Raw genomic sequence first — 26042 nt, forward strand, 5'->3', positions numbered from 1 at the left:
TATGCTAAGGCCAAAGTGTACAACTGATTTTTGCTTGTATGCTTTGGCCTTAATTTGAATTTCTTTACTCTTTGCTTTTTTTCTTTACACTAAGTGTGTAAAGGAGGTTTTTAAATGTCGGATTTTTTGATAAACATACAAACAGAAATGGGAACGCCAAATCTTTTATTTGATAGTTGGACGCCTGTCATTAGAATCTTTTTTTCAACAATTATAACCTTTATATTGTTACTGGCTAGCTTAAGAATTTTTGGAAATAGAAGTGTTTCAAATATGAGTATACAGGATGTTATCACTTCATTTACGATAGGGTCAACAGTATCATCTACTATGATCTTAAAAGATGTTACTATAATAAATGGGTTTTTAGCAATCACATTACTTTTGTCCATGCAATTCCTTGTTTCAAAAATCATCAGCAAATGGTCCTATTTTTCAAAATTTATTAATCCAGCTCCAAAAGTTTTATTTTTAAAGGGTGCTTTCTTAGAAAATACAATGAAAAAAAGTCGCGTAACTAAAGAAGATATTTATTCTGCTATTCGAATCCAAGCTAGATGTTCTTCAGATAAGGTTTTTGCAGTTGTGTTAGAATCTAATGGAAATCTTTCAGTAGTGACTGAAGTCAGTCCAGACTATGAAGAAGAAATTTTAAAATATCTAGACTAAAGAGACTGGGACATAGTTCTTGGTCTCTGATTTTGTATTCTTGACCTTTTCTACGTATCCAATCATTGTAAAGGAGCTTTCGTTTAAGTTTATTGATTCAATAGATGACAAATAAAAATCTTTTTGACTAATAAAGTAGAATTAATGTTTAAATGAGCATTGAAACAAATTTCCATTTAACTAATAAACTGATTTTATTGATTAAACGAGTATAAAACAAGTTTCCATTTGACTAATCATACAGACTTATCCATTAAACAAGTATAAAATGATGTTTTATTTAGTAAAGGTTGATTTCAATTCTCTCACTAAAACAGATAATTGAACTAATACACGGTTAATAAATGGATGACGTCATTTTGGTAATTATGGTATACTTGAAGAGTTGAAAAAAGGAAGGTTGGGATCAAGCAATGGAAGGTATTCTCCCTTTATGGAAAGAACGCGGCATGACTAGTCATGATTGTGTATTTAAACTTAGAAAAATTTTAAAAACAAAAAAAATTGGACATACAGGTACGTTGGATCCAGATGTCGACGGCGTATTGCCTATTTGTGTTGGAAAAGCTACAAAAGTTGTCGAGTACATGATGGAAACAGGTAAAGGCTACATAGGAGAAATTACACTTGGTTATTCGACAACAACAGAAGACCGCAGCGGTGAAATTGTTGAGCAAGTCGAAGTAGAAGAAGTACCGACGCTTGAAGCGATTGATGCTGCCATGAAAAACATGGAAGGAAAAATCACTCAAATACCGCCAATGTATTCAGCAGTAAAAGTGAATGGGAAAAAATTATATGAGTATGCTAGAGCTGGTGAAACCGTTGAACGACCAGAAAGAGTTGCGGAGATAAAACAATTCAAACGGACTTCAGACGTGGTCGTAGATAAAGAAAGAGGGACGGTCTCTTGGAAGTTTGAGGTGGCGTGCGGAAAAGGGACTTACGTTCGTACGTTGGCTGTAGACTTAGGTAGACAACTTGGATACCCAGCGCACATGTCTGATTTAACGCGTGTGCTTAGTGGTACGTTTAAAGCTAGCGATTGTTTAACGTTAGCCCAAGTTGCTGAAAAAATGGAACAAGAAGAAATTGACGAAGTTTTATTTCCTCTAGAATTTGGTCTAAAAGACTTAGCTTCATTCGATATTGATGAAACCTTATGGGATAAAGTGAAAAATGGAGCTGTGTTGCCAATCGATACTATTCCAGCTGATTTGTCGATGCCAGTTGTTTTCATTTATTTGCAAAAAGCGGTTAGTATTTATGTTGTCCATCCACAAAAAAAAGATTATTTGAAACCAATCAAAGTATTAAGGAATAATTTGTAGAGGAGTTTTTACACTGTGGAAATCATTAAACTGCATCATCCGTATCTAGCAGATGAAATCCCTGAAGACAAAGTAGTGTTAGCTTTAGGTTTTTTTGATGGCGTACATAGAGGCCATCAAGAAGTGATTTTTAGGGCAAAAAGTCTTGCTGATAAAAACAATTTAAAATTAGCAGTCATGACATTCAATCAACATCCCTCAATTGTTTTTAAAAAATTAAATTCGGATCAGCATAAATATCTTTCAACTGTATCTCGCAAAGAGGAATTGATGGAGAAAATTGGCGTTGATTATCTTTATGAAGTCGACTTTACATCTGCGTTCGCTAGTTTAACACCACAAGATTTTGTGGATCAATACATTGTTGGATTACATGCACAAACAGTCGTAGCAGGTTTTGACTATTCATTTGGCAAAAAGGAAGTTGCTTCAATGGTACATTTGCCAATGTATGCTAATAATCGTTTTGAGATAGTTGTAGTGGAAAAACAAACATTGAGAGAAGAAAAAATTAGTTCTACACGGATTCGTTCAGCTTTAGAAGTTGGAGATATGCCTGTTGCTAATAATCTCTTAGGTTATATCTACGCTACTCCTGGAAGAGTCATACATGGAGACGCCAGGGGAAGGCTGTTAGGATTCCCAACAGCGAACATCGAAGTTGAGAACCTTGTTAAGCTGCCTCGTAAGGGTGTATATGTTGTTGAAATAGTAGTGGGTGGAAGAACGTATAAAGGAATGGCTTCAATTGGACACAATGTAACGTTTGAAGCGAACCGTCCATTAACGGTCGAAGTTTACATTCTTGATTTTAGTGCTGACATCTATGGTGAAGAAGTAAAGGTATTATGGCATGATTATTTACGAGATGAAAAAAAGTTTGATTCGATTGACGCTTTAATTGCGCAACTTAAACAAGACGAATTGGATACGGCACAATTTTTTGAACAGACTAATAAATCAAACCAGAATAAGTAATGGAGCATATCCGAAAGTAATTGAACAGAGTAAACAAGAGACAATTGTTTCTTGTTTTTTTTTGCATAAAATGATAAAACAATAAGGGCTCTTGCTAAGAGAGTCCTTCTGATTTATACAATATTTATGAATAAAGTAGCTTAATATACAATAAAATTTCAAATAAAAGCTATAAAATACATAATAAAGCATAAAAAAACAATTTAAGCTTGTTTTAATCTTTTTGCCATGTTAGGATACGTTCATGCAATAAAATTAATTGGATGAGGTGTTTTTATGAATAAAGGAAAAGTTGTTTTAGCTTACTCAGGTGGATTGGATACTTCAGTATCAATTAAATGGTTAATAGATGAAGGGTATGAGGTCATCGCTTGTTGTTTGGATGTAGGAGAAGGAAAAAACCTGGATTTTATTAAAGAAAAGGCGATACAAATCGGTGCTTCTGCTTCATATACGATTGACGCTAAAGTAGAATTTGCTAATGACTTTGCATTGATCGCGTTACAAGCGCACACATATTATGAAGGTAAGTATCCGCTAATATCAGCGTTATCTCGTCCTTTAATTGCTAAAAAATTGGTTGAAGTAGCTATAAAAGAAAAAGCGGTAGCAGTAGCACATGGGTGTACCGGAAAAGGAAATGATCAAGTTCGTTTTGAAGTTGCCATTCATTCTTTAGCTCCAGATTTAAAAGTAATCGCACCGGTTCGTGATTGGACATGGTCAAGGGAAGAAGAGATCAACTATGCTATTGAACACTCTATTCCGGTTCCAATTGATTTAGACAATCCTTTCTCTATTGATCAAAATCTTTGGGGAAGAAGCAATGAATGTGGCGTCTTAGAAAATCCTTGGATCGCACCACCAGAAGTAGCCTATGAGTTAACAGCGAGTTTAGAAAATACTCCTGATAGCCCAGAAATGATTGAAATTGAATTCTTAGCGGGAGTTCCAGTAGCTCTTGATGGTTCAAAATACGAGTTGTCTGATTTGATCCAACAGTTGAACAGCATTGCTGGAAAACATGGGATTGGACGGATCGATCATATTGAAAATAGATTGATTGGTATCAAATCTCGTGAAATCTATGAAGCTCCTGGGGCAGTGACACTTATGACCGCTCATAAAGAATTGGAAGATCTTACATTCGTTAAAGATACTGCACACTTTAAACCAATAATTGAACAGAAAATAACAGAAATGATCTATAACGGATTATGGTACAATCCATTGACTGAAAGCTTGATTGCTTTTTTGAAATCAACTCAAAAGTATGTAAATGGAACGGTAAGAGTGAAATTATTTAAAGGCCACGCAATCGTGGAAGGCAGAAAGTCTCCAAACTCACTTTATGATGAAGATTTAGCAACTTATACTTCTGCAGATACATTTAATCAAGAAGCCTCTGTTGGATTTATTAAGTTATGGGGTCTGCCTACAAAAGTTCATGCAGAAGTTAATAAACCAAAAGTTACTATCAAGAATAAGTAATCTTAAACAAGGATAGGATGACAACATGAAAAAATTATGGGGCGGTCGTTTTGAAGGAGAAAGTCAAAAATGGATCGATGAATTTGGTGCTTCGATCGAAGTAGACCAAGTTTTAGCGGAAGAAGATATTATAGGAAGTTTGGCACATGTTAAAATGTTAGCTAAGACGTCTATTATTCTTCAAGAAGAAGCAGATGAGATCATCAGAGGATTAGAAATTCTTTTAGTAAAAGCCCAAAAGAAAGAATTGGTATTCTCTATTGCTAATGAAGACATTCATTTAAATATCGAAACGCTTCTTCATAAAGAGATTGGGCTAGTCGCAGGGAAACTACACACTGCAAGAAGCCGAAATGATCAAGTAGCCACCGATATGCATCTTTATTTAAAACGTCAAGTTGGTGAAATTTCTGGATCGCTTATGGACCTAGAAAAAGTTATTCTGCTAAAAGCGGAAAAACATGTTGAAACCATTATTCCTGGATATACGCATTTACAACATGCGCAGCCTATCTCTTTTGCTCACCATTTGTTGGCGTATTACAATATGTTTAAACGTGATTTAGAAAGATACCAAGATAGTTTGAAACGCATCGATTGTTCCCCTTTAGGAGCAGCAGCTTTGGCAGGAACGACATTTCCAATCGATCGTTTGGATACCGCAGAACAATTAGGCTTTAGTTCCGTTTATTCAAATAGTATGGATGCCGTTAGTGATCGTGATTTCATCTTAGAATTTTTGTCGAATAGCAGCATACTGATGGTGCATCTTTCACGTTTTTGCGAAGAAATAATTCTTTGGACAAGTCATGAATATCAGTTCGTTAGTTTAACGGATGCCTTTTCAACAGGTAGTTCGATCATGCCGCAAAAGAAAAATCCGGATATGGCAGAATTGATTCGTGGTAAAACAGGCAGAGTGTACGGCAATTTATTTTCACTGTTGACGGTAATGAAAAGTTTGCCACTAGCTTATAACAAGGATCTGCAAGAAGACAAAGAAGGTATGTTCGACACAGTAAAAACTGTCAAAGATTGTTTGAACGTATTTGCTGGTATGTTGGATGATATGATCGTGCACGAAGAAAAAATGAGTGAAGCAACAACTAAAGATTTTTCCAATGCGACAGAGTTAGCTGATTATCTTGCTTCCAGAGGTATTCCGTTTAGAGAAGCACATGAAATAGTTGGAAAACTTGTTTTAAAGTGCTTGAAAAACGGCAATTATTTACAAGATATTTCATTAGCAGATTTTCAAGAAGCAGCTCCTATCATTCAAGAAGATGTGTATTCTTTGTTAGAATCTCGTGTGGCTGTTGAACGCAGAAATTCTTTAGGCGGTACTGGTTTTGTCCAAATAAGAACTGAACTAGAAAAAGCAAAAAAAGAATGCCAGTTAAATTAGGACTGGTCAACAAATGGTGTTGCTATGAACAACAAAGCTACGAATATTAGAAATTTCAGACCTAAAATCAATGAGAAGAAAAAGTATTAAAAATGAATTATTTCATTTTTAATACTTTTTTTCTAGGCTGAAAATGGATAAATCAAGCGGAAAATCAATGTTTTTAATAAACGTCAAAATTAGTCAAAAAATAAGCAAAAATTATTGACAGGAACAATTATATTTGGTAAATTAATAAATGTATTAGCACTCAATAGTTTCAAGTGCTAAAAAAGAGGTGATGCAACATGTTAACTGAAAGACAGATTTTAATCTTAAAATCTATCATTCGCTTATACACTTCACACGAGACACCCATAGGATCTAAAACCTTGATGAATGAAGCTGAGATCAATTTTAGTTCAGCGACCATTCGTAATGAAATGGGACGTCTTGAAGAATTAGGCTTCATTGAAAAAACACATTCCTCATCAGGTCGTGTTCCGTCATTAAAAGGCTATCGTTTTTATGTGGACTATCTGGTACATCCAGTGAAAATCCAGAAAAAAGATCTTGCAGTCATAAAGAATGCTTTAGGAAATCAATTTAGACAGTTGGATGAAATTGTTTTCCAATCTGCTGAATTGCTTTCTCAATTGACCAGTTATACGGCAATAACATTAGGTCCTGAAATCAAAGAGAGTATTTTAACCGGTTTTCGTTTGGTACCATTGAATGATTATCAAGTCATGGCTATTCTGGTTACAGATAAAGGCCATGTTGAAAACCAAGTTGTTACTATCCCGAGATCGATGGACGTTAATGAGCTGGAAAAAATTGTTCGTATTTTTAATGAACAATTAGTTGGTCTTCCGTTAATGGAAGTATTTAAAAGACTCAAGACTGAAATTCCTTTATTGCTAAATAAGTACGTTAAGACAAATGAAGGAATCTTAGATATCTTTGAAAATGTCTTTTTGAAGGCTGGACAAGATAGGATGCACGTAGGTGGAAGAATGAATATATTAGATTTTTCGAATGAATTAAATGTCGAAAAATTCAAGTCTATTTATTCGTTAATGGATGGTACTCATGACTTATCTTCTCTAGTGATCCCAAGTACTACTGGAATCACCGTGAAAATTGGTACGGAGTTAAACAATGAGCTTTTCAATGAGTTCAGTTTAATTACGGCAAGCTATGACATTGAAGGATACAGTTCAGGCGTTATTGCATTGTTAGGCCCAACGAATATGCCGTATTCCAAAATGATTGGCTTGGTGGATGTATTTCGAAATGAGCTTTCAAAAAAAATAATCGACTACTATCATTCTGTAGAAGATTAATTAAAAGGAGCTGTTGATGTGTCTAGAAATAAAGACAAGAAGCAAGAACAAGAAGTAGTAGAAGAAACAACAACAGAATCAGTAGAAGAAACGGTAATTAAACCAGAAGAAACAACTGATTCTGTAGAAGTTGATGAACTTGCTGAAGCAAAAGCTGCTTTAGAAGAAATGGAAAATAAATATTTGCGTGTCCAAGCTGAAATGGCAAATATCCAAAAACGCAATGCAAAAGAACGTGAAGATGCTGCTAAATTCCGTGCTCAATCTTTAGCACTCGAATTGCTTCCAGTCGGTGATAACTTAGAACGAGCTCTAGCTATTGAAGTAACAGATGAGCAAGGCAAAAGTTTGAAAAAAGGAATCGAGATGGTGAAGGAAACGTTCGCTGCAGCATTAAAAAACGAAGGAATCGAAGTTATCGATCCTTTAAATGAACCATTTGATCCAAACTTCCATCAGGCTGTTCAAACGGTTCCTGTTGAAGAAGGTCAAAAAAGTGAAATAGTTGTACAAGTTTTACAAAAAGGGTATGATTTAAAAGGACGAGTCTTACGTCCAGCAATGGTCATCGTTGCTCAATAAAGCTTAAATAAATAATAAAAAAATAATAAATAAATGAGGGATTTTATAATGGGAAAAATGATAGGTATTGACTTAGGAACAACAAATTCAGCAGTTGCAGTATTAGAAGGCGGAAAAGCAAAAATTATTCCGAATCCAGAAGGTAACCGTACGACTCCATCAGTAGTAGCTTTTAAAAACGGAGAAATGCAAGTAGGAGAAGTTGCAAAACGTCAAGCTGTAACAAACCCAAATACAATCAGTTCAATTAAACGTCATATTGGCGAAGCTGGTTTCTCAGTTGAAGTCGAAGGCAAAAAATATACTCCACAAGAAATTTCTGCAACGATTTTACAATACTTGAAAGGTTATGCTGAAAGCTATTTAGGAGAAACAGTTGATAAAGCTGTTATTACTGTTCCTGCTTACTTTAATGATGCACAACGTCAAGCAACTAAAGATGCTGGTAAAATTGCAGGCCTTGAAGTTGAACGTATCGTAAATGAACCAACTGCTGCAGCATTAGCATATGGTTTAGATCAAACACATAAAGAAGAAAAAATTCTAGTATTTGACTTAGGCGGAGGTACTTTTGACGTTTCTGTTCTTGAATTAGGAGATGGCGTTTTTGATGTATTGTCTACTGCTGGTGATAACAAATTAGGTGGAGATGATTTTGATAACAAAATCATGAACTATTTAGTAGCTGAATTCAAAAAAGAAAATGGTGTCGACTTATCTAAAGATAAAATGGCCGTTCAACGTTTGAAAGATGCTTCTGAAAAAGCTAAAAAAGATTTATCAGGCGTAACTTCAACACAAATCAGCCTACCATTTATCACTGCTGGTGAAGCTGGACCGTTACACTTGGAAATCAACTTAACTCGTGCTAAATTTGATGAATTAACTTATGATTTGGTAGAACGTACTAAAGGACCTGTTCGTCAAGCTCTTAAAGATGCTGGTTTAGCTACATCTGAAATTGATGAAGTTATCTTAGTAGGTGGATCAACACGTATTCCATCTGTTGTAGATGCTGTACGTAAAGAAGCAGGAAAAGAACCAAACAAATCAGTTAACCCTGATGAAGTAGTAGCTATGGGTGCTGCGATCCAAGGTGGAGTTATTACTGGTGATGTTAAAGATATCGTCTTGTTAGATGTTACTCCATTATCATTAGGTATCGAAACAATGGGCGGGGTGTTTACAAAACTGATCGAACGTAACACAACGATCCCAACAAGCAAATCACAAGTATTCTCAACTGCTGCTGATAACCAACCGGCTGTTGATGTACACGTAATGCAAGGTGAACGTCCAATGGCAGCTGACAATAAAACATTAGGTCGCTTCCAATTGACTGACCTTCCTGCTGCACCTCGTGGAATTCCACAAATCGAAGTAACATTTGATATTGATAAAAACGGAATTGTTAACGTTAGTGCTAAAGACTTAGGAACTCAAAAAGAACAAACAATCACGATCAAATCATCTTCAGGTTTGACTGATGAAGAAATCGAACGTATGGTTAAAGATGCAGAATCAAATGCTGAAGCAGATAAAGTCCGTAAAGAAGAAGTAGAATTACGTAATGAAGTTGATCAATTATTATTCCAAGTTGATAAAACAATCACTGAACTTGAGGGTAAAGTTGATGAAGCTGAAGTTAAAAAAGCTGAAGAAGCTCGTGATGAATTAAAAGCAGCCGTTGAAGCAAATGATATCGAAGAAATGAAAACTAAACGCGATGCTTTAAATGAAATCGTGCAAGCTCTAACAGTTAAATTATATGAACAAGCTGCTCAAGCTCAAGCAGAGGCAAATCCAGAAGATGCACAAGAACAAGGATCACAAGGTGGATCTGAGGATGTCGTTGATGCTGATTTTGAAGAGGTAGATGACGAAAATAAATAATCTTTATAATTAGAGGATGAAAGGGAAAAGCCAAGGCAAATTGCTTTTGGCTTTTTCTTCTAGATATGCTATGCTCATTAAGGCGAATTTGAGGATACATTAAAAAATTTTTATTCGTAACGATGGAGGGAAATCATGGCTAAAAGAGATTTATACGAAGTATTAGGAGTATCAAAAGGTGCTTCTGATGAAGAAATAAAAAAAGCATACAGAAAACTATCAAAAAAGTTCCATCCGGATATCAATAAAGAAGCTGGTGCTGAAGACAAGTTTAAAGAAGTTGCAGAAGCGTATGAGGTTTTAAGTAGTGCTGATAAACGTGCAGCTTATGATCAATATGGTCATGCAAGTACGGATCCAAACTTTGGAGCAGGTGGCGGCGGTTACGGCGGCGGCGGCTTTGGTGGCGGCGGCTTTGAAGATATTTTTGAATCATTTTTTGGTGGCGGCGGTCGTTCACAAAATCCAAATGCTCCTCGTCAAGGGGAAGATTTACAGTACTCAGTGAATCTTGAATTCGAAGAAGCTATTTTTGGAAAAGAAACCACAATCAGCTACAACCGTGAAGAAGAATGTAAAACATGCCACGGTGATGGAGCTAAACCAGGTACTCACCCTGTGACCTGTTCTAAATGTCATGGTACAGGTTCATTGAACGTTGAGAGAAACACACCACTTGGCCGCGTAATGACACGACAAACATGTGATGTTTGTCATGGTACTGGTCAAGAAATTAAAGAACCTTGTCCAACTTGTTATGGTTCTGGCCATACTAAAGACAAACATACGGTTAAAGTAACGGTTCCTGCAGGTGTTGAAGATGGCAATCAAATGCGCTTAAACGGACAAGGGGAAGCTGGTAAAAATGGTGGACCTTACGGAGATTTATATGTTGTTTTCCGTGTCAAAGCCAGCAACCAGTTTGAACGAAATGGATCAGAGATTTATTATGAATTGCCAATTAATTTTGTCCAAGCTTCTTTAGGGGATGAAGTTGAAGTTCCGACCGTTCATGGTAAAGTGAAGCTAAAAATACCTGCTGGAACACAAACAGGAACGAATTTCCGTTTGAGAGGCAAAGGAGCACCAAAATTACGTGGCACAGGTACTGGAGACCAACATGTGAAGATTAAATTGATCACTCCGAAGAATTTATCTAAAGAACAAATGGAATTGTTGAGACAATTTGCTAAAGCTAGCGGCATGGAAGTTGAAGAACAAGATGGTTCTATTTTTGATAAAGTAAAAGATGCTTTTAAAGCAGATAAGAAAAAGAAATGAACTGATTTCTTTAAATAAGCGTGTACGTTATTTAAAGTACAAAGAAAGCCTGAGCACTAGCTTAGGCTTTCTTTCGTCTTAAGAGCTGGTTCCCTCTAAGTTTATTGTAATTCAGGGGTTTCACTGGTATAATTTACAATGACACTTTTCGGAATAAATAAAGAAGGTAGGCACGACTAGATGAATAAACAGGAATTAATTGAAAGACAAAAACGTATTCGAAACTTCTCCATTATTGCTCATATTGACCATGGGAAATCAACCTTAGCCGATCGTATCCTGCAAATGACGAATACCGTTGCTGATCGCGACATGCAAGCACAATTATTGGATTCGATGGATCTTGAACGTGAACGAGGCATTACGATCAAATTAAATGCAATTGAATTGAACTATACAGCAAAAGATGGCGAAACGTATACATTACATTTAATCGACACACCAGGACACGTCGATTTTACGTATGAAGTTTCAAGAAGTTTAGCAGCCTGTGAAGGAGCGATTCTGGTTGTTGATGCAGCACAAGGCATTGAAGCCCAAACACTGGCAAACGTTTACCTAGCGCTAGATAATGATCTTGAAATCATACCCGTTATTAATAAAATCGATTTACCAGCGGCAGATCCAGAACGTGTCCGCACGGAGATAGAAGATGTTATTGGGATCGATGCTAGTGAAGCCGTTTTTGCAAGTGCTAAAGCTGGTATCGGTATCGAGGAAATCTTAGAACAAATCGTCGAAAAAATTCCTGCTCCAATAGGCGATACAGATAGTCCTTTAAGAGCGTTGATATTTGATTCAGTTTACGATGCTTATCGTGGAGTGGTCTTGAATGTTCGTGTTATGGAAGGGATGATCAAACCTGGAGATACTATGAAGTTGATGAGTAACGGAAAAACATTTGAAGTTTCCGAAGTAGGGGTCTTTTCACCTAAAGCAATCAAACGCGAATTTTTAATGGTTGGAGATGTTGGATATGTTACTGCAAATATCAAAACAGTCCAAGATACTCGAGTTGGGGATACGATTACTTTAGCGGATAACCCTGCTACAGAATCACTAAAAGGGTACCGTAAAATGACGCCAATGGTTTATTGTGGGATGTATCCAATCGATTCTTCTCGTTATGGCGATTTAAGAGACGCGTTAGATAAATTACAATTAAACGATGCAGCATTACAATTTGAAGCTGAAACCTCTCAAGCGCTTGGATTTGGGTACCGTTGTGGATTCTTAGGTCTATTACACATGGACGTTATCCAAGAACGCCTTGAACGTGAATTCAATTTAGAATTGATCACAACGGCTCCATCTGTTATCTATCACGCAAACTTAACGGATGGCACACAAAAGATCGTAGCTAACCCAGCTGAAATGCCTGAACCAGGTGTGATCGAATCAATTGAAGAACCTTACGTAAAAGCAACGATCATGGTTCCAAATGACTATGTCGGAGCTGTAATGGAAATCTCACAACGCAAACGTGGCGACTTCTTAACGATGGCGTATCTTGATGATAACCGGGTAAACGTTGTTTATGAGATCCCATTATCAGAAATCGTATATGATTTCTTTGATAAATTAAAATCAAGCACTAAAGGATATGCTTCCTTAGACTACGAAATGATAGGCTACAAGCAGAGTAATTTGTCTAAAATGGATATTTTATTGAACGGCGAAAAAGTCGATGCTTTAGGCTTTATCGTGCATAAAGACTTTGCTTTCCATCGTGGAAAAGCGATCGTTGATCAATTGAAAACGATTATTCCAAGACACCAGTTTGAAATTCCTGTTCAAGCAGCAATCGGACAAAAAATTGTGGCTCGTTCAAACATCAAAGCCTTACGTAAAGACGTTACAGCGAAACTTTATGGTGGTGACGTAACCCGTCGTCAAAAACTATTGAAAAAACAAAAAGCTGGTAAAAAACGGATGAAACAAGTCGGATCGGTAGAAGTCCCTCAAGAAGCGTTCATGTCCGTTCTTAAGATGGATGACGAGTAAAACGTTGATATAAGAACATTTCACTTGAATGTACACAACTGAAAAAAAGATTTTGCCAACATTGACTTGAGTTTTAAGTCGAATGTTGGCAATTTTTTGTTTTATACGTAGGCAAACTATAAATCTCTATTTAAATAGTTTTCAAATATAATAACTGTTTCTTTTTTTGTTTTCTCAGTTACGTGAGCATATATATCTATTGTAGTTGAAATACGAGAGTGACCAAGTCTTTCTTGAACATCTTTCATTTTTGCTCCGTTCTCTAACAACATAGTAGCGTGAGTGTGTCGAAACGAATGAAATGAAAATCATTTTCGCCGTCGCAAGAAGGGCGCGCGTCAAATCAAAATGACGCTAGAAAATCAGTTCAAAATTACCTATAACTTAAAACGAATTCGTCGTATTATGAAAAAGTTTGGCATCATTTGTCCAATTCGAAAAGCAAATCCTTACCGAAAAATGGCTAAAGCAACAAAAGAACATCGCACCTTACCGAACCGATTGAATCGTGACTTTAAACAAGGTGTCGCCGGAAAAGTATTATTAACAGACATTACCTATTTAAGTTACGGAAAAGGAAAACGAGCCTACTTGTCAACCATAAAAGATGCCGAAACCAATGAGATTTTAGCCTATGAGACCTCCGATAAAATCACACTAGGGGTTGCACTAACGACCTTAAAGAAGTTGAAAAAGAGTGGAGTAAAACTAACGGATGATGCATTTATTCACTCAGATCAAGGGGTTCACTATACCAGCCCTCAATTTCAAAAGATGGTCAAGCAAATGGGGTTAGGATAATCCATGTCACGCCGGGGAAACTGTTGGGATAATGCCACACAAGAATCATTTTTTGGGCATTTTAAAGATAAAACAGATTTCAAATCATGTGGAACGTTAGAAGATGTAAAACGAGAAATAAAGAGCTATATGACCTATTACAATCATTATCGTGGTCAATGGAATTTAAAAAAGATGACGCCTGTACGATACAGACGCCATCTTCTTTAAGTAGCTTAGAGCTTTTTTTAAACGTCCTTTACAAAGGGTATACTTTAAATTGAGGTAGGGTTGTTTTTTTTGGTATAATTAGTTTATAAAAGTTAGTTTAGCATTGTTAACAAGCACTACTAAAAAATCATAATAGTATTTTACCATATCTTGAGTATTATAGAACTGACCTTCCTTGTCTTTGACCGAGACTTTTGGGAGGTTTTTTAATTCTAAAAATGTTTTAATTTTTATTTCTTTTGGCAAATCAACATAATATTTTTCTTTTCCCCCATCGGGCATAAGTATTTCCCAGCCTGAACCACCTAAGTTATCTCCTATAAAAAAACCAACAGCATTTTGTGGAGGATTCTGCATCAATGGTTGTAAATCATCCGTATTAAGATGCTCAATATGCATACCATTAGTTGTTTCTAAAACTCCTTCTTTTAATATTTCGGACCTGGATGTAATCAAAGTGGAGAAAAATCCCCTTTAAAACCTGCAAAAAACCAAAAAGATACTACTACAATAACCACTAATTAGGCTATCTTTATCAAATTAAGTTAGTAATTTTAAGGTCTTTCGTTAGGTTGGTGTTGTCTGTGACCTTAAAACCTTTTTAAAACTTATTAAAAATAGTTTAAATTACTGCAATCTTAACTTACATCTCAACCCTTATTTTGTAAGCACTAGCAGTTATTGACAAAACTTCTTATACGTACTACTATTATTAGTATTATATAAGTTAAACGAACAGTAATTTTAGGAGGATTTACCGAATATATGCCAATTATGCAGTTAAAGGAAGTAAATAAGTATTATAAATCAACAAATGGAAACAAATTTCATGCTTTAAAACAGATTAATGTGAGTTTTGAAAAGGGTGAGTTAGTTTCTATTATTGGGGAAAGTGGTTCTGGTAAGTCTACCTTGATGAATGTTTTAGGTGGGTTGGACTCAAATTTTGAGGGTAACGTTTTATACAATGGTAAGAATATCGGAAACTATTCTGAAAAAGAACTGGTTCGTTATCATAAAAGCAATGTAGGTTTCGTTTTTCAAAGTTTTAATCTAATTGCACACCTTTCTATTTTAGATAATGTAACTTTAGCTATGACATTATCTAATGTTTCTAAAGCTGAAAAAGAAAAAAGAGCTAAGGAAATTTTAAGCCTTGTAGGTTTAGAAGACCATTTGACTAAAAAACCAGATGCTATTTCTGGGGGTCAAAAACAACGTGTAGCAATTGCTCGTGCGTTAGTCAACGACCCAGATATTATTATTGCAGATGAACCAACTGGAGCTTTAGACTCTGAAACAACCGACCAAGTGTTAGACTTGATAAAAGAAATTGCTGAAAATGGAAAATTAGTTATTATGGTTACCCATTCTGATAAAGTAGCAGAACGTTCAAGTCGAGTTGTTAAAATTGATGATGGTTTAATTGTTTCGGATACTTTAGGCATAACCTTAAATTCTTCAAAAGACAACGACTTTAAAGAAGATGCCACGATTAAAGCTAAATATACCAAAAAGAATCTTAGTCTTTTAGGTTCAATGAAACTTGCAGTTAAAAATATGCAAGCTAAATGGTCGAGAAACGTTCTTATCGCTTTAGGTAGTTCAATAGGTATTATGAGTGTCATTTTAATGTTAGGTTTAGGGAATGGTGTCAATACATATATTGAAAACACTATGAATAGCCAAGTTAATCCTTTAGTTGTAGAAGTAAATATGCCTACTAAAGTTCCTGACCCAAATGATACAAATCCTTTAGCAAGCATAATGGAAGTAACGCCTTTTACAGAAGAGGATATTGCTAAACTTGAGGGTATTGAAAATGTAACCTTAGTTGAAGAAGGATTTTCAGGGTTCTCATTAGGTTCCAACAAAGTAACCTTAAATGACATAACTGCTACCTTTATGAACTTAAATACGTTATCCGCAGCTATTACAGAATCTGATATTCTTTCGGGTAAAATGCCTTCTGAAAATGAATTATTAGTCACTCAGGCTATGGCAACAACTTTAGCAAATGGGGAAGATGAAAATTCTGTTATTGGAAAAGAGATTACATTAGATGCTGTGGCAAATAAAACAGCAGTTTCCGCAACACAAAAAATTAGTGGTATTTTTGCTGCAGACTCATTATCTACAAGTTCTGTATACATGAATTATACAACTTTAGGGTCATTGGTGGTATCTAAAGAGGATATTGAATTAGAACCTAATGTTATGCATTTAACAGCAAATGATAAAGATAACCGTGAAGGAATTTCAGATAAAATTTCAGAATTAGGCTATCAAGGTTCAGCTATTGAAAGCATTACTAAAATATTTACACAAATGTCAGATATTTTCACCTATGTATTAGCAGGTGTAGCAGGTATTTCATTAGTTGTTTCTGCTATCATGATTTTAACTGTTTTATACATTTCAGTTGTTGAACGTACAAAAGAGATTGGTGTCATGAAAGCTATTGGAGCACGTAACAAAGATATTAAACGTATTTTTACAGCAGAAGCATTCTTAATTGGACTATTTAGTGCTACTTTTGGAGTGGTTATTGCATCAATTTTAGAATATTTTGCAAACAACTTAACTTTTAAATACTTTGACGTAAATATGATTGATATTACACCAACATTTATACTTTCAGGTATGCTTATCAGCATTTTAATCAGTATGCTTGCAGGAGTTTTACCTGCTTCTAAAGCAGCTAAATTAGACCCTGTTGAAGCTTTAAAACGAGATTAATATAAAGTATAGGGAGTCTATCTTAAATGGTAGAGTTCTTTTTTTAGTTGGTAAGAGTCTTAATGACTTTAAAATTTAGCGTTTAAAACAACTTTATTCAAAATAAAAAAGACTCCTTAATTGGTAGGTATTTTTTATTTGTTATTCTCTGTTGATCTAACTTGACGTTATAAATGAAGGAATAAGAAAGGTAAACAAATCATTTTTTTTGTTTGTTACTTCAAGGTTTATCATGTATAATCTATTCGAGAATGTAAAATCAACTATTGTGAATGTAAACTGAGAATAAATAAATATAAGAACAGACTTAGGATGAAATATATCGTAGTTCTGGGAGTTGATAAGTGATTCTCCAAAGAACACTAGTCGGCATAGAAAAAAAGATGTTTTTATCAATGTAGCAATTATTTACAACCTCTCAACGCACTTAGAGTGTGTATTAATAATGACAAGGTGGTGTGAAAAGTGAACTCAAAAGAAAAGATGTTAGAGTTAATTAAAAAGAAACAAGCAGGTGGCGGAAGATCTAACCAAACCAGTGCACCAAAAAATGACTTTAAAAATATGCGAAAAGGTCCAAAGATTTTTAATAAGCAAACTGGTTTATAATTAAAAATACACACCCAAATAGATAGCACCCTTAAAAGGTTAGAGTAAAATCTAACCTTTTAGGGGTGCTTTTTAGTGCGTAATATTAAGATAAGCATTAAAATAATACTTTCTTATGAGGCATTCGGTGACCTTTGTAATCAAATACCTGGCCAAAATAATTTGGAGGGTTTAATACGTTAAACTTTTGTACGACTAATTGATTGCGCTCATTAATGACTGATTTAATCGTAATTTCTGAACCTATTTGTACCTCATAAACAAAGCCAAAAGCTTTTTTACCAGCAATCAAACAATTAAATTTACGGCCATCTGATAGTAGAGTGAATCTGCATAAGGGTGTGCCGTTTTTTGTGTTGAGCACTTTGACATCTGATTCAACTTTTCCTGTAATCACAACAGCGTTCATAATTTTTCCTCCATTCATGATCAATTATAATCAGTAAGATGAGTCCATTTTTTTAGACTTATGAATTGAACGTTGCGAATTTCATCAAAATCAACTTTGGTATCATTTATATAGATACCCAATTCATCTCCACCAGCAACAAGACCGACGATATCATCTTTATAACAGCCATTTTGATCGACTGCTTCAATTTGGACAGCAACGGATCTGTTCTTTAAGATCGCTTCATTTACTACTAAAGCGATCTCTTGTGGATTCAATTGTTGTTTTTGTGGATTGCTTTTCTGTCTCTCATCTGTTAACTTTTCTTGTGCAGCTGTATGCTCTGATAAATAAAATCCTGCCCATTTCTTAATGCCACGATCGTGGTATTCTTCATTTAAATAGTTCATTTTATACCCTCCATTCCGCCAGCATGACCACCGACAAGCGAGCTACGGTCGATAGCTGTTGCGCCATCCATAAGACTACTAGCATGTACTAGTGACTGAAAACCATATTTATCTCTTATTTTATCCACTAGCGAATCTAATTTTTCGTTTGTAATTTGTTCAATAGGATTTTCAAATAAATCCAATTGGATATCGCTTGTATAGGTTAATTTTGAATAAGTTATCCCTATGCGCCGAACGGCTTTATCATCTTCGTAATATTTATTGAATATCTCAAAGCAGTAGCCAACTAACTTTTTTGTATTAGAAGTGACTGGTATCTTTAGTTGCCGAGAAAAACCAGATTGCTCCTCGTACTTAGAGTAACTTATAGCAAGACTGATAGATCCCGTCTGACAATGGTGCTTTCTAATTCGCGTAGCAACTTGTTCAGCCATTTCACGAATAACAATTTTGATTTCTTGTCTTTTGAAGTAATCTTTTTTTAAGATTTGGGAATTCCCGTAACTTTTTTCTAAAGGCCGATACGAATCTCTAATATCGCTGCGATCGATACCCCAAGCGTTAGCATAAAGTTGTTCACCAATAAGACCCAAAGAATCTCTCAATTGATAGAAGTTTGCATGAGCTAAATCATAGACTGTCTTAATTCCTAAGCTATTTAATCTTCGCTCGGTTCGACTGCCAATACCCCACATGTCCGTCAGATTTTCGATTTTCCAAACCGTCTTTGGAACGTCTTCATACCGCCATTCGGCTATAAAATCTGAATTATGTTTGGCTTCATTGTCTAGAGCAAGTTTAGCCATTAGCATATTATCGCCAATACCAATCGTTACGTATAAACCAGTCTTCTTAAAAATATGGTATTGGATCATTCTGGCCATATCATAAGCATTTTTTCTTTTAAATAGTTTTAAGCTTCCTCTGACAGATACAAATGATTCATCGATACTGTAAATATGTAGATCCTCATCGGAAACGTACTTACGAAAAATATCGTTTATTTCAGTGTTTTTCTCAATATAAAAGCCCATTCTAGGGGGTACGATAATCAAATCAGGATGAGGAGGGATCTCCCACTTTCGAGAAACGTTACTGATACCTAGTATTTTCTTAGCCATAGGTGAAGCAGCCAAAACGATGCCCCCGGAATTTTCTGCATTACTCATGACAACAAGTAAAGCTTTAAGTGGATGCAAACCACGTTCAACACATTCAACAGAAGCGTAAAATGATTTAACATCGACACAAAAAATATCATTACTTTTTTCTTCAGAATAATTGAACGACATCATAACCCCTCCTTTCTATTCTATTATACGAACGCATGTTCGTTTTGTAAAGCGAACACTCTCAAAAAAATATATTTATAGAAGTGAAGGGTTAAAGAAATTAGATTTGGCGAAAAGTTTTTTAACGTAAGTCGTTTTTTCCAGAGATCTCCATAAAAGAGAGTTGTTTTTTTATTTGACTTGAAGTTAACTCTAAAGTGTAGCTTAATGACACAAGAACTGAGTGAAAAAAATGCATGGATTAGTCTGAGTATTTTCTGATTCATTTTTATTGACTTAGAGTGTACTTTAAGTTGTATGCTGTAATTAGCATCTAACTAGAGGAGGAGGCTGGGGGAATTAGTAAACGAAAATCATGAAGAGATATTTCCAGGACATGAATCGGTATTAAATAAAATGATTCAGAATTATATAGAAATATTTGATAATTTTACTTTTGATGAAGTTTTGGCCTTTACTAGTCTAGATGTGAATTAACTAACGGTAGATAGCATTAAAGAGCTTATCAGTCGGCGTTGTATGGAGAAAAACAGGTAATTATTTATGAGAGAAGGAAAATAGATGTCAAAAGTTATTGTTATTACAGGAGCATCAAGTGGTATTGGAAAAGAAACTGCATTGATTATGGCAAAAGATGGTGCAAAATTAGTTTTAGGTGCTCGTCGTGAGAACTTATTACAAGAATTAGTTAAAGAAGTAGAGGCATTAGGCGGCGAAGCTGTTTACGCAGTCACAGATGTTACAAAAGCTGACCAAGTAGAAGCTTTGGCAAAATTAGCAGTAGATAAATTCAGCCGAATCGATGTTTGGTTAAATAATGCAGGTATCATGCCCCAATCATTGCTGAAACAAAAGAAAATTGAAGACTGGGATGCTATGATCGATATCAATATCAAAGGGACTTTATATGGTATTGGGGCAGCCCTTCCGTATATGGAAGAGCAAAAAGCTGGTCAGTTCATCAATATCTCTTCAGTTGCAGGACATACGGCTCGTACAGGTAGTGCGGTTTATTCTGCAACTAAATGGGCTGTTCGTGCTATCAGTGAATCTTTACGAGAAGAAGTTGCGCAAGATGGATCAAATATCCGTGTAACAGTCATCTCACCAGGTGCGATCAATACAGAATTATTAAGTTCAGTTACAGATAAAGAATTCCAAAGTAATTTTGAAGACTTTTATAAAGCCTATGGAATCTCTGCTGATCGGGTAGCTTTAACGATCAAACAAGCGATTGATTTACCCGAAGATGCTACTTGGAATGAAGTTATTATTCGTCCAACGAAGCAAGCGATGTAATAATATAAAAGCTTTTAGAGTTTTTGCATCTTTGATAGGTTCTTTTTATTCAATTAATCAATTAACGAAATTTATAGGAGGCACTAAATATGGAAACTGTTACTTTAGCTAATGGCATAAAAATGCCAATTTTAGGTTATGGAGTATACCAAATAAATGATTTAGAAGAATGCGAACGTGTTGTAAGTGAGGCCATTGAGGTAGGGTATCGCTCTATAGATACTGCGCAAGGTTACGGAAATGAGTCAGCTGTTGGGAATGCCATTAAAAAAAGTGGGATTCCAAGAGAAGAATTCTTCATTACTACAAAAGTATGGATTTCAAATGCTGGCTATGAAAAGGCTAAAGCTTCTATCGATGAATCAATGCGGTTATTACAAACAGACTATTTAGACCTCGTTTTGATCCACCAACCGTTCAATGATTATTACGGTACTTACCGTGCATTAGAAGAATATTATAAAGCTGGGAAAATAAAAGCTATCGGGGTAAGTAATTTTTATCCAGATCGATTTATTGATATTGCTGAGTTCAGTGAAATCCAACCAATGGTAAACCAAGTAGAAACACATGTGTTTAACCAACAAGTAGAAGCTCAAAAAATTATGGAAGAATACAACACTCAAATTGAATCTTGGGGGCCATTTGCTGAAGGCAGAAATGATTTTTTTAACAATAAAACGTTGCAAGAAATTGGCAATAAACATGGTAAATCTGTAGCTCAAGTAGCTTTACGTTACTTGATTCAACGTGGTGTCGTCGTTATTCCTAAAACAGTCACAAAAGAACGCATGATCCAAAATTTTGATGTTTTTGATTTTTCTTTAACGGATGAAGAGATGGATACGGTGCTAGAATTGAATCAAAAAGAAAGTTTGTTTTTCTCTCATTCTGATCCTAAAACGGTCAAATTTTTAACCGGTTTAGGCAAAAATAAATAATGTGGGAGTTTTATCCCAGCCTCAATAAAAAGAAAAATTAAATCGTTACCATAAAATTACTTTGAAAGAATAAGTAGATTTCACTATCTATTTATTCTTTTTTTTGCTAGTATAGTTACCTATAGTAATTATACTAGGTAACTTAATTCAAAGGAGGAAAGAATGATGGATAGTCAACTATCTGAAGAATATATTGATGCCTGTTTGAGCGCAAAACAAACGTTACGTTTTTTACCTGAACCGCCTCCTGAGATACAAAAGAGACACATTTATATCATTAAAACTTTGTATAATTTGTCAAAGGAGTTAACAGAAGTGCGTGTAAGTGACATTGCTGGGAAGATTGGCGTAACACTGCCGAGCATTACAAAAAACATAACCTTATTGGAAAATTTAGGTTACATCAAAAAAGAATCAAATACAGAAGATAAGCGAGTAGTAAACATTCAGTTAACCGAGAAAGGGTTATCTCTGCATCAAAAAATCGTGTATGATTTTCATCATAAAAATAGTCGAATTTTAAAAGATATTCCGGAAGAAGATATTCGTTTGACGATAAAAACGATTTACCGGATATATGCTTTAATGGAGCAGGCGCATTCGCTTGATTAAAAGGAGAGAAGTTTAATAATGTATAAAACGTTAATAAAGTCATTACGACAATACAAGAAACCTTCATATTTAACGATGCTATTCATGGCATTGGAAGTTGCGGTTGAGATTTTTATACCCTTTCTCATGGCTAAAATTATTGATAATGGATTAATAGCAGGAGATCTCAGTTATGTTTTGAAAATAGGGTCACTAATGTTTGTATTGGCTTGTTTTTCTATGCTGTTTGGAGTACTGGGCGGAAAGTTTTCTGCGGATGCTGCAGTAGGATTATCAACGAATCTTCGCCAAGATATCTACAAGAATATTCAGACATTTGCCTTTGATAATATTGACAAATATTCCTCATCAAGTCTGATCACGAGGCTCACAACTGATATTACAAATATTCAAATGGCTTTTCAAATGGTGTTGAAAACCATTATTCGAGCACCTTTTATGATCGCATTTGCATTTGCGATGGCAGCCTATACAAATTTAAAATTATCTTTGACCATTTTAGTCATTGTTCCTATTGTGGGTTTTATTTTAATCGGTCTTATCTATCTTGTGCATCCTTACTTTATAGCCGTTTTCAAAAAATATGACCGATTAAATCAGACCGTACAAGAAGATATTAACGGCGTACGCGTTGTAAAATCATTTGTTCGTGAAGAGAAAGAAATCGAAAAATTTAAAGTGGCTTCTTCAGATATTAAAAATCTATTTACAAAAGCCGAAAAAATCACTGCCCTAAATGCTCCAATTATGCAGATCGCCATTTATTCTAGTTTGCTTCTTGTTTACTGGTTTGGGGCAAAATATGTTGTTGGTGGAACAATGAGTACGGGTGAATTGACGAGTTTTATTACGTACATTATGCAGATTTTAACCAGTATTATGATGATCTCTATGATCTTTATTATGGTCGTTATCTCTGAAGCTTCAGTAGGACGAGTCGCTGAAGTTTTGCAAGAAAAAGCAACGTTGACAAATCCTAAGAATCCAATTACGACAATTGAAAATGGCGAAATTGAGTTTAGAAATGTTCAATTTAAATACAATGAATTATCCGAAGAGGCCGATTTGAGTCAGATCGATCTCACAATCAAATCTGGTGAAACGATTGGGATCATCGGTGGAACGGGTAGTGGTAAAACTTCACTGATCCAACTGATTCCTAGGTTATACGATACGACTGAAGGAGAAGTATACGTTTCAGGACATAATGTGAAAGAGTACGATTTAGTGGCCCTGCGTGATCAAATTGCAATGGTGCTGCAAAAAAATACGTTATTCTCTGGAACGATCAATACCAACTTAAGATGGGGAAATAAAGCAGCTACGGAGGAAGAAATTCAACGGGTTGCTAAGTTGGCCCAAGCAGATGATTTTGTCCAGTCCTTTCCGGATAAATATGAAACGGTGCTAGATCAAGGTGGTTCAAATGTATCTGGCGGTCAAAAACAGCGTTTGACGATTGCACGGGCCTTATTGAAACAGCCTAAAATTTTAATTCTAGATGATTCTACAAGTGCAGTGGACACGAAAACAGATGCGTATATTCGAAAAGCATTTATAGAAGAAATTCCGAATACAACAAAAATCATTGTGTCGCAACGCATTTCCTCTATTCAAGATTCTGACCGTATCATCGTATTAGATGAAGGGAAAATCAATGGAATTGGGACACATGAAGAATTGCTGGAAAACAATATAATCTATAAAGAAGTATATGATTCTCAAGTAAAGGGAGGGACGATAGTTGAAAAATAAACCAATCACGAGACCAACTGTTAGTCCATTAAAAATATTTAAAAGAATTCTTTCTTATGCGACTAAGCAATATAAATTACGGATCATCGTTGTAACTGTCAGTATCATTATTAGTGCAGCAACTAATGCGATTGGGATCAGCTTTACTAAAACGTTGATAGATAAATATATCACTCCTCTCCTTACTCAAGAATCACCTGATTTTTCGGGTTTAGCACGTGTTATTGGGTTAATGGCGTTGTTATATTTGACTGGTGCTTTTTTCACTTATATTTTTAATCGAACAATGGTTACTGTATCGCAAGGAATCTTGAAAGATATCCGAGATGAAATGTTTACGCATATGGAGTCTTTACCTATCCGTTATTTTGATAGCAATGCAACGGGCGATATTATGAGTCATTACACGAATGATACGGACACGTTAAGACAGATGATCAGCCAATCGATTCCACAAATTTTTTCGGCGTTGGTTATGATTTTATCGATCATTATTGCGATGTTCATTATTAATATACCAATGACTTTAGTTGTTTTATTTATGATAGGGATAATGGTTACGGTCATTCGTACGATTGGCAGTAAAAGTGGCCGTTACTTCTCAATCCAACAAGCGGCATTGGGCACGTTGAATGGTTATGTAGAAGAGATGATCGAAGGCCAAAAAGTTGTGAAAGTATTTAATCATGAAGAAGAAGCAGTCGCTGATTTTAATGAATTAAATGAAGTGTTAAGAGAAAATGCTACAAAAGCAAATACCTATGCAAATATTTTAATGCCGATCATGGGAAATATAGGGAACTTTATGTACTTATTGACGGCTGTCATAGGATCTGTTCTTTCAATTACAGGGCTCACAGTTTTAACAGTAGGGAGTATCGCATCTTTTGTTCAATTCACCAAAAGCATCACCATGCCTGTATCACAAATTTCGCAACAGTTTAATGCGATCATTTTGTCATTAGCGGGTGCAGAACGTATTTTCAACTTATTGGATGAAAAACCTGAAGAAGATAGTGGAACGATCGAATTAGTAAATATCACTAAGCAAGTTGACGGAAAAATTGAAGAATCTGCTCAACGCACAGGTCAATGGGCTTGGAAACAAACTAAGGCTACTAATGAAGTTGTATACACGGAATTAACTGGGGATGTACGTTTTAAAGATGTGACATTTGGTTATAACGCCAATAAAACGATTCTCCATCACATTGATCTATTTGCAAAACCAGGCCAAAAAATTGCGTTTGTCGGAGCAACTGGAGCTGGGAAAACAACTATTACTAACTTGATAAATCGCTTCTATGATATCCAAAAAGGAACGATCACTTACGACGGCATCGATGTCAAAAACATCAAGAAAGATGCTTTAAGAAAATCCTTAGGTATCGTACTACAAGACACGCATTTATTCTCAGGAACGATCAAAGACAATATTCGTTACGGACGTTTAGATGCTACAGATGATGAAGTTGAAGCAGCGGCAAAACTAGTCAATGCCGACTTTTTCATTAGACAATTGCCACACGGTTATGAGACAGAGTTAACAGGAGATGGTGGTTCGCTCTCACAAGGTCAAAGACAATTATTGGCAATTGCCAGAGCAGCTGTAGCGAATCCTCCAGTACTGATTCTTGACGAAGCGACGTCTAGTATTGATACGCGTACGGAGACGGTTGTACAGAGCGGAATGGACGCATTGATGAAAGGCAGAACGGTATTTGTGATTGCCCACCGCCTTTCAACTGTCCGTAATTCAGACGCGATCATGGTGATGGACCAAGGACGCATCATTGAACGAGGAAATCATGAAGAGTTGATTTCGCAAAAAGGAGAATATTACCAGCTGTATACTGGTGCTTTTGAAATGAACTAAACAGTGCCTTTTTCGGTCAAATTATATTTAAACGCATAAAAAGCTTTATTGAAGACGATAATTATCTTCAATAAAGCTTTTTTAAATTGTTATGGAGCGTTATTAGTCAAATGAAACTCCAGTTCACATCTCATTTGATCAATAT

The 26042-nt window shown here is 35.4% G+C and carries 21 protein-coding genes and 2 pseudogenes; 18 read left to right on the plus strand and 5 right to left on the minus strand.

Annotated elements, in window-relative coordinates; genetic code table 11:
- Positions 1 to 114: 114 nt before the first annotated feature.
- The 10 genes from BR50_RS10955 to lepA all read left to right on the plus strand — a co-directional run bounded on the left by BR50_RS10955 (position 115) and on the right by lepA (position 12959).
- Positions 115 to 669: a DUF421 domain-containing protein gene (locus tag BR50_RS10955; protein WP_034548610.1), complete on the plus strand. Its 555-nt coding sequence runs from the start codon at positions 115 to 117 to the stop codon at positions 667 to 669.
- A 413-nt stretch (positions 670 to 1082) separates the two neighbouring features.
- On the plus strand, positions 1083 to 2000 hold the full coding sequence (gene truB, locus BR50_RS10960) for a tRNA pseudouridine(55) synthase TruB (RefSeq protein WP_034548611.1): 918 nt from the start codon (positions 1083 to 1085) through the stop codon (positions 1998 to 2000).
- A 15-nt stretch (positions 2001 to 2015) separates the two neighbouring features.
- Positions 2016 to 2978: a riboflavin biosynthesis protein RibF gene (gene ribF, locus BR50_RS10965; RefSeq protein WP_034548612.1), complete on the plus strand. Its 963-nt coding sequence runs from the start codon at positions 2016 to 2018 to the stop codon at positions 2976 to 2978.
- A gap of 276 nt (positions 2979 to 3254) precedes the next feature.
- Positions 3255 to 4469 (plus strand): argininosuccinate synthase, encoded by a 1215-nt coding sequence (locus tag BR50_RS10970; RefSeq protein ID WP_034548614.1) that lies wholly within the window; start codon positions 3255 to 3257, stop codon positions 4467 to 4469.
- Positions 4470 to 4494: 25 nt separating this feature from the next.
- The gene (gene argH, locus BR50_RS10975; RefSeq protein WP_034548615.1) at positions 4495 to 5874 is read left to right on the plus strand and encodes an argininosuccinate lyase; all 1380 of its coding nucleotides are present in this window, start codon (positions 4495 to 4497) and stop codon (positions 5872 to 5874) included.
- 287 nt (positions 5875 to 6161) lie between these two features.
- A complete protein-coding gene (gene hrcA, locus BR50_RS10980; RefSeq protein WP_034548616.1) occupies positions 6162 to 7199 on the plus strand; it encodes a heat-inducible transcriptional repressor HrcA in 1038 nt (345 codons plus the stop codon).
- An 18-nt stretch (positions 7200 to 7217) separates the two neighbouring features.
- Entirely contained in the window at positions 7218 to 7781 is a 564-nt protein-coding gene (grpE, locus tag BR50_RS10985; protein ID WP_034548617.1) for a nucleotide exchange factor GrpE, read from the plus strand.
- A 48-nt stretch (positions 7782 to 7829) separates the two neighbouring features.
- Positions 7830 to 9674: a molecular chaperone DnaK gene (gene dnaK / locus BR50_RS10990; RefSeq protein WP_034548619.1), complete on the plus strand. Its 1845-nt coding sequence runs from the start codon at positions 7830 to 7832 to the stop codon at positions 9672 to 9674.
- 132 nt (positions 9675 to 9806) lie between these two features.
- Positions 9807 to 10955, plus strand: a complete 1149-nt coding sequence (gene dnaJ, locus BR50_RS10995) for a molecular chaperone DnaJ (protein ID WP_143298357.1) — start codon at positions 9807 to 9809, stop codon at positions 10953 to 10955.
- A gap of 180 nt (positions 10956 to 11135) precedes the next feature.
- Positions 11136 to 12959, plus strand: a complete 1824-nt coding sequence (gene lepA / locus BR50_RS11000; protein ID WP_034548622.1) for a translation elongation factor 4 — start codon at positions 11136 to 11138, stop codon at positions 12957 to 12959.
- Between the two features lie 116 nt (positions 12960 to 13075).
- Here lepA and BR50_RS11005 read toward each other — a convergent pair.
- Positions 13076 to 13267: pseudogene (locus tag BR50_RS11005) on the minus strand (tyrosine-type recombinase/integrase); the annotation flags it as partial.
- 1 nt (position 13268) lies between these two features.
- On the opposite strand from BR50_RS11005, the pseudogene BR50_RS13015 reads away from it, so the two are divergent.
- Positions 13269 to 13970, plus strand: a pseudogene (locus BR50_RS13015) (IS3 family transposase); the annotation flags it as partial.
- A 78-nt stretch (positions 13971 to 14048) separates the two neighbouring features.
- Here the strand turns inward: BR50_RS13015 and BR50_RS11015 are convergent.
- Positions 14049 to 14426, minus strand: a complete 378-nt coding sequence (locus BR50_RS11015) for a hypothetical protein (protein ID WP_034548625.1) — start codon at positions 14424 to 14426, stop codon at positions 14049 to 14051.
- Positions 14427 to 14735: 309 nt separating this feature from the next.
- Here BR50_RS11015 and BR50_RS11020 point away from each other — a divergent pair, with 309 nt between their 5' ends.
- Complete coding sequence (locus BR50_RS11020; RefSeq protein ID WP_034548627.1) at positions 14736 to 16709, plus strand: ABC transporter ATP-binding protein/permease; 1974 nt, start codon at positions 14736 to 14738, stop codon at positions 16707 to 16709.
- Positions 16710 to 17174: 465 nt separating this feature from the next.
- Positions 17175 to 17318, plus strand: a complete 144-nt coding sequence (locus BR50_RS12870) for a hypothetical protein (protein WP_034548628.1) — start codon at positions 17175 to 17177, stop codon at positions 17316 to 17318.
- Positions 17319 to 17415: 97 nt separating this feature from the next.
- Here BR50_RS12870 and BR50_RS11030 read toward each other — a convergent pair whose 3' ends face one another.
- Genes BR50_RS11030 through BR50_RS11040 form a run of 3 tightly spaced genes read right to left on the minus strand, consistent with a single transcriptional unit; the run spans position 17416 to position 19414 of the window.
- Positions 17416 to 17727, minus strand: coding sequence for a single stranded DNA-binding domain-containing protein (locus BR50_RS11030; RefSeq protein ID WP_034548630.1), 312 nt, complete (start codon positions 17725 to 17727; stop codon positions 17416 to 17418).
- A 20-nt stretch (positions 17728 to 17747) separates the two neighbouring features.
- Positions 17748 to 18119 carry a hypothetical protein gene (locus tag BR50_RS11035; RefSeq protein ID WP_034548631.1) on the minus strand — a complete coding sequence of 124 codons (372 nt, stop codon included), beginning with the start codon at positions 18117 to 18119 and terminating at the stop codon, positions 17748 to 17750.
- Positions 18116 to 19414 (minus strand): Y-family DNA polymerase, encoded by a 1299-nt coding sequence (locus tag BR50_RS11040; protein WP_034548633.1) that lies wholly within the window; start codon positions 19412 to 19414, stop codon positions 18116 to 18118. Before BR50_RS11040 ends, BR50_RS11035 begins: the two co-directional genes overlap by 4 nt.
- 561 nt (positions 19415 to 19975) lie before the next feature.
- On the opposite strand from BR50_RS11040, the gene BR50_RS11045 reads away from it, so the two are divergent.
- From BR50_RS11045 to BR50_RS11065, 5 genes are all read left to right on the plus strand, one after another.
- Entirely contained in the window at positions 19976 to 20713 is a 738-nt protein-coding gene (locus BR50_RS11045; protein ID WP_034548634.1) for an SDR family oxidoreductase, read from the plus strand.
- Positions 20714 to 20802: 89 nt separating this feature from the next.
- Positions 20803 to 21654 (plus strand): aldo/keto reductase, encoded by an 852-nt coding sequence (locus BR50_RS11050; RefSeq protein WP_034548635.1) that lies wholly within the window; start codon positions 20803 to 20805, stop codon positions 21652 to 21654.
- A 162-nt stretch (positions 21655 to 21816) separates the two neighbouring features.
- On the plus strand, positions 21817 to 22266 hold the full coding sequence (locus tag BR50_RS11055) for a MarR family winged helix-turn-helix transcriptional regulator (RefSeq protein ID WP_245792783.1): 450 nt from the start codon (positions 21817 to 21819) through the stop codon (positions 22264 to 22266).
- Positions 22267 to 22284: 18 nt separating this feature from the next.
- A complete protein-coding gene (locus BR50_RS11060) occupies positions 22285 to 24021 on the plus strand; it encodes an ABC transporter ATP-binding protein (protein ID WP_034548637.1) in 1737 nt (578 codons plus the stop codon).
- Positions 24011 to 25897 carry an ABC transporter ATP-binding protein gene (locus BR50_RS11065; protein WP_034548638.1) on the plus strand — a complete coding sequence of 629 codons (1887 nt, stop codon included), beginning with the start codon at positions 24011 to 24013 and terminating at the stop codon, positions 25895 to 25897. The genes BR50_RS11060 and BR50_RS11065 overlap by 11 nt, the downstream gene beginning before the upstream one ends.
- Positions 25898 to 26042 lie beyond the last annotated feature (145 nt).

The sequence above is a fragment of the Carnobacterium alterfunditum DSM 5972 genome (assembly GCF_000744115.1).
Classification (GTDB): Bacteria; Bacillota; Bacilli; order Lactobacillales; family Carnobacteriaceae; genus Carnobacterium_B; species Carnobacterium_B alterfunditum.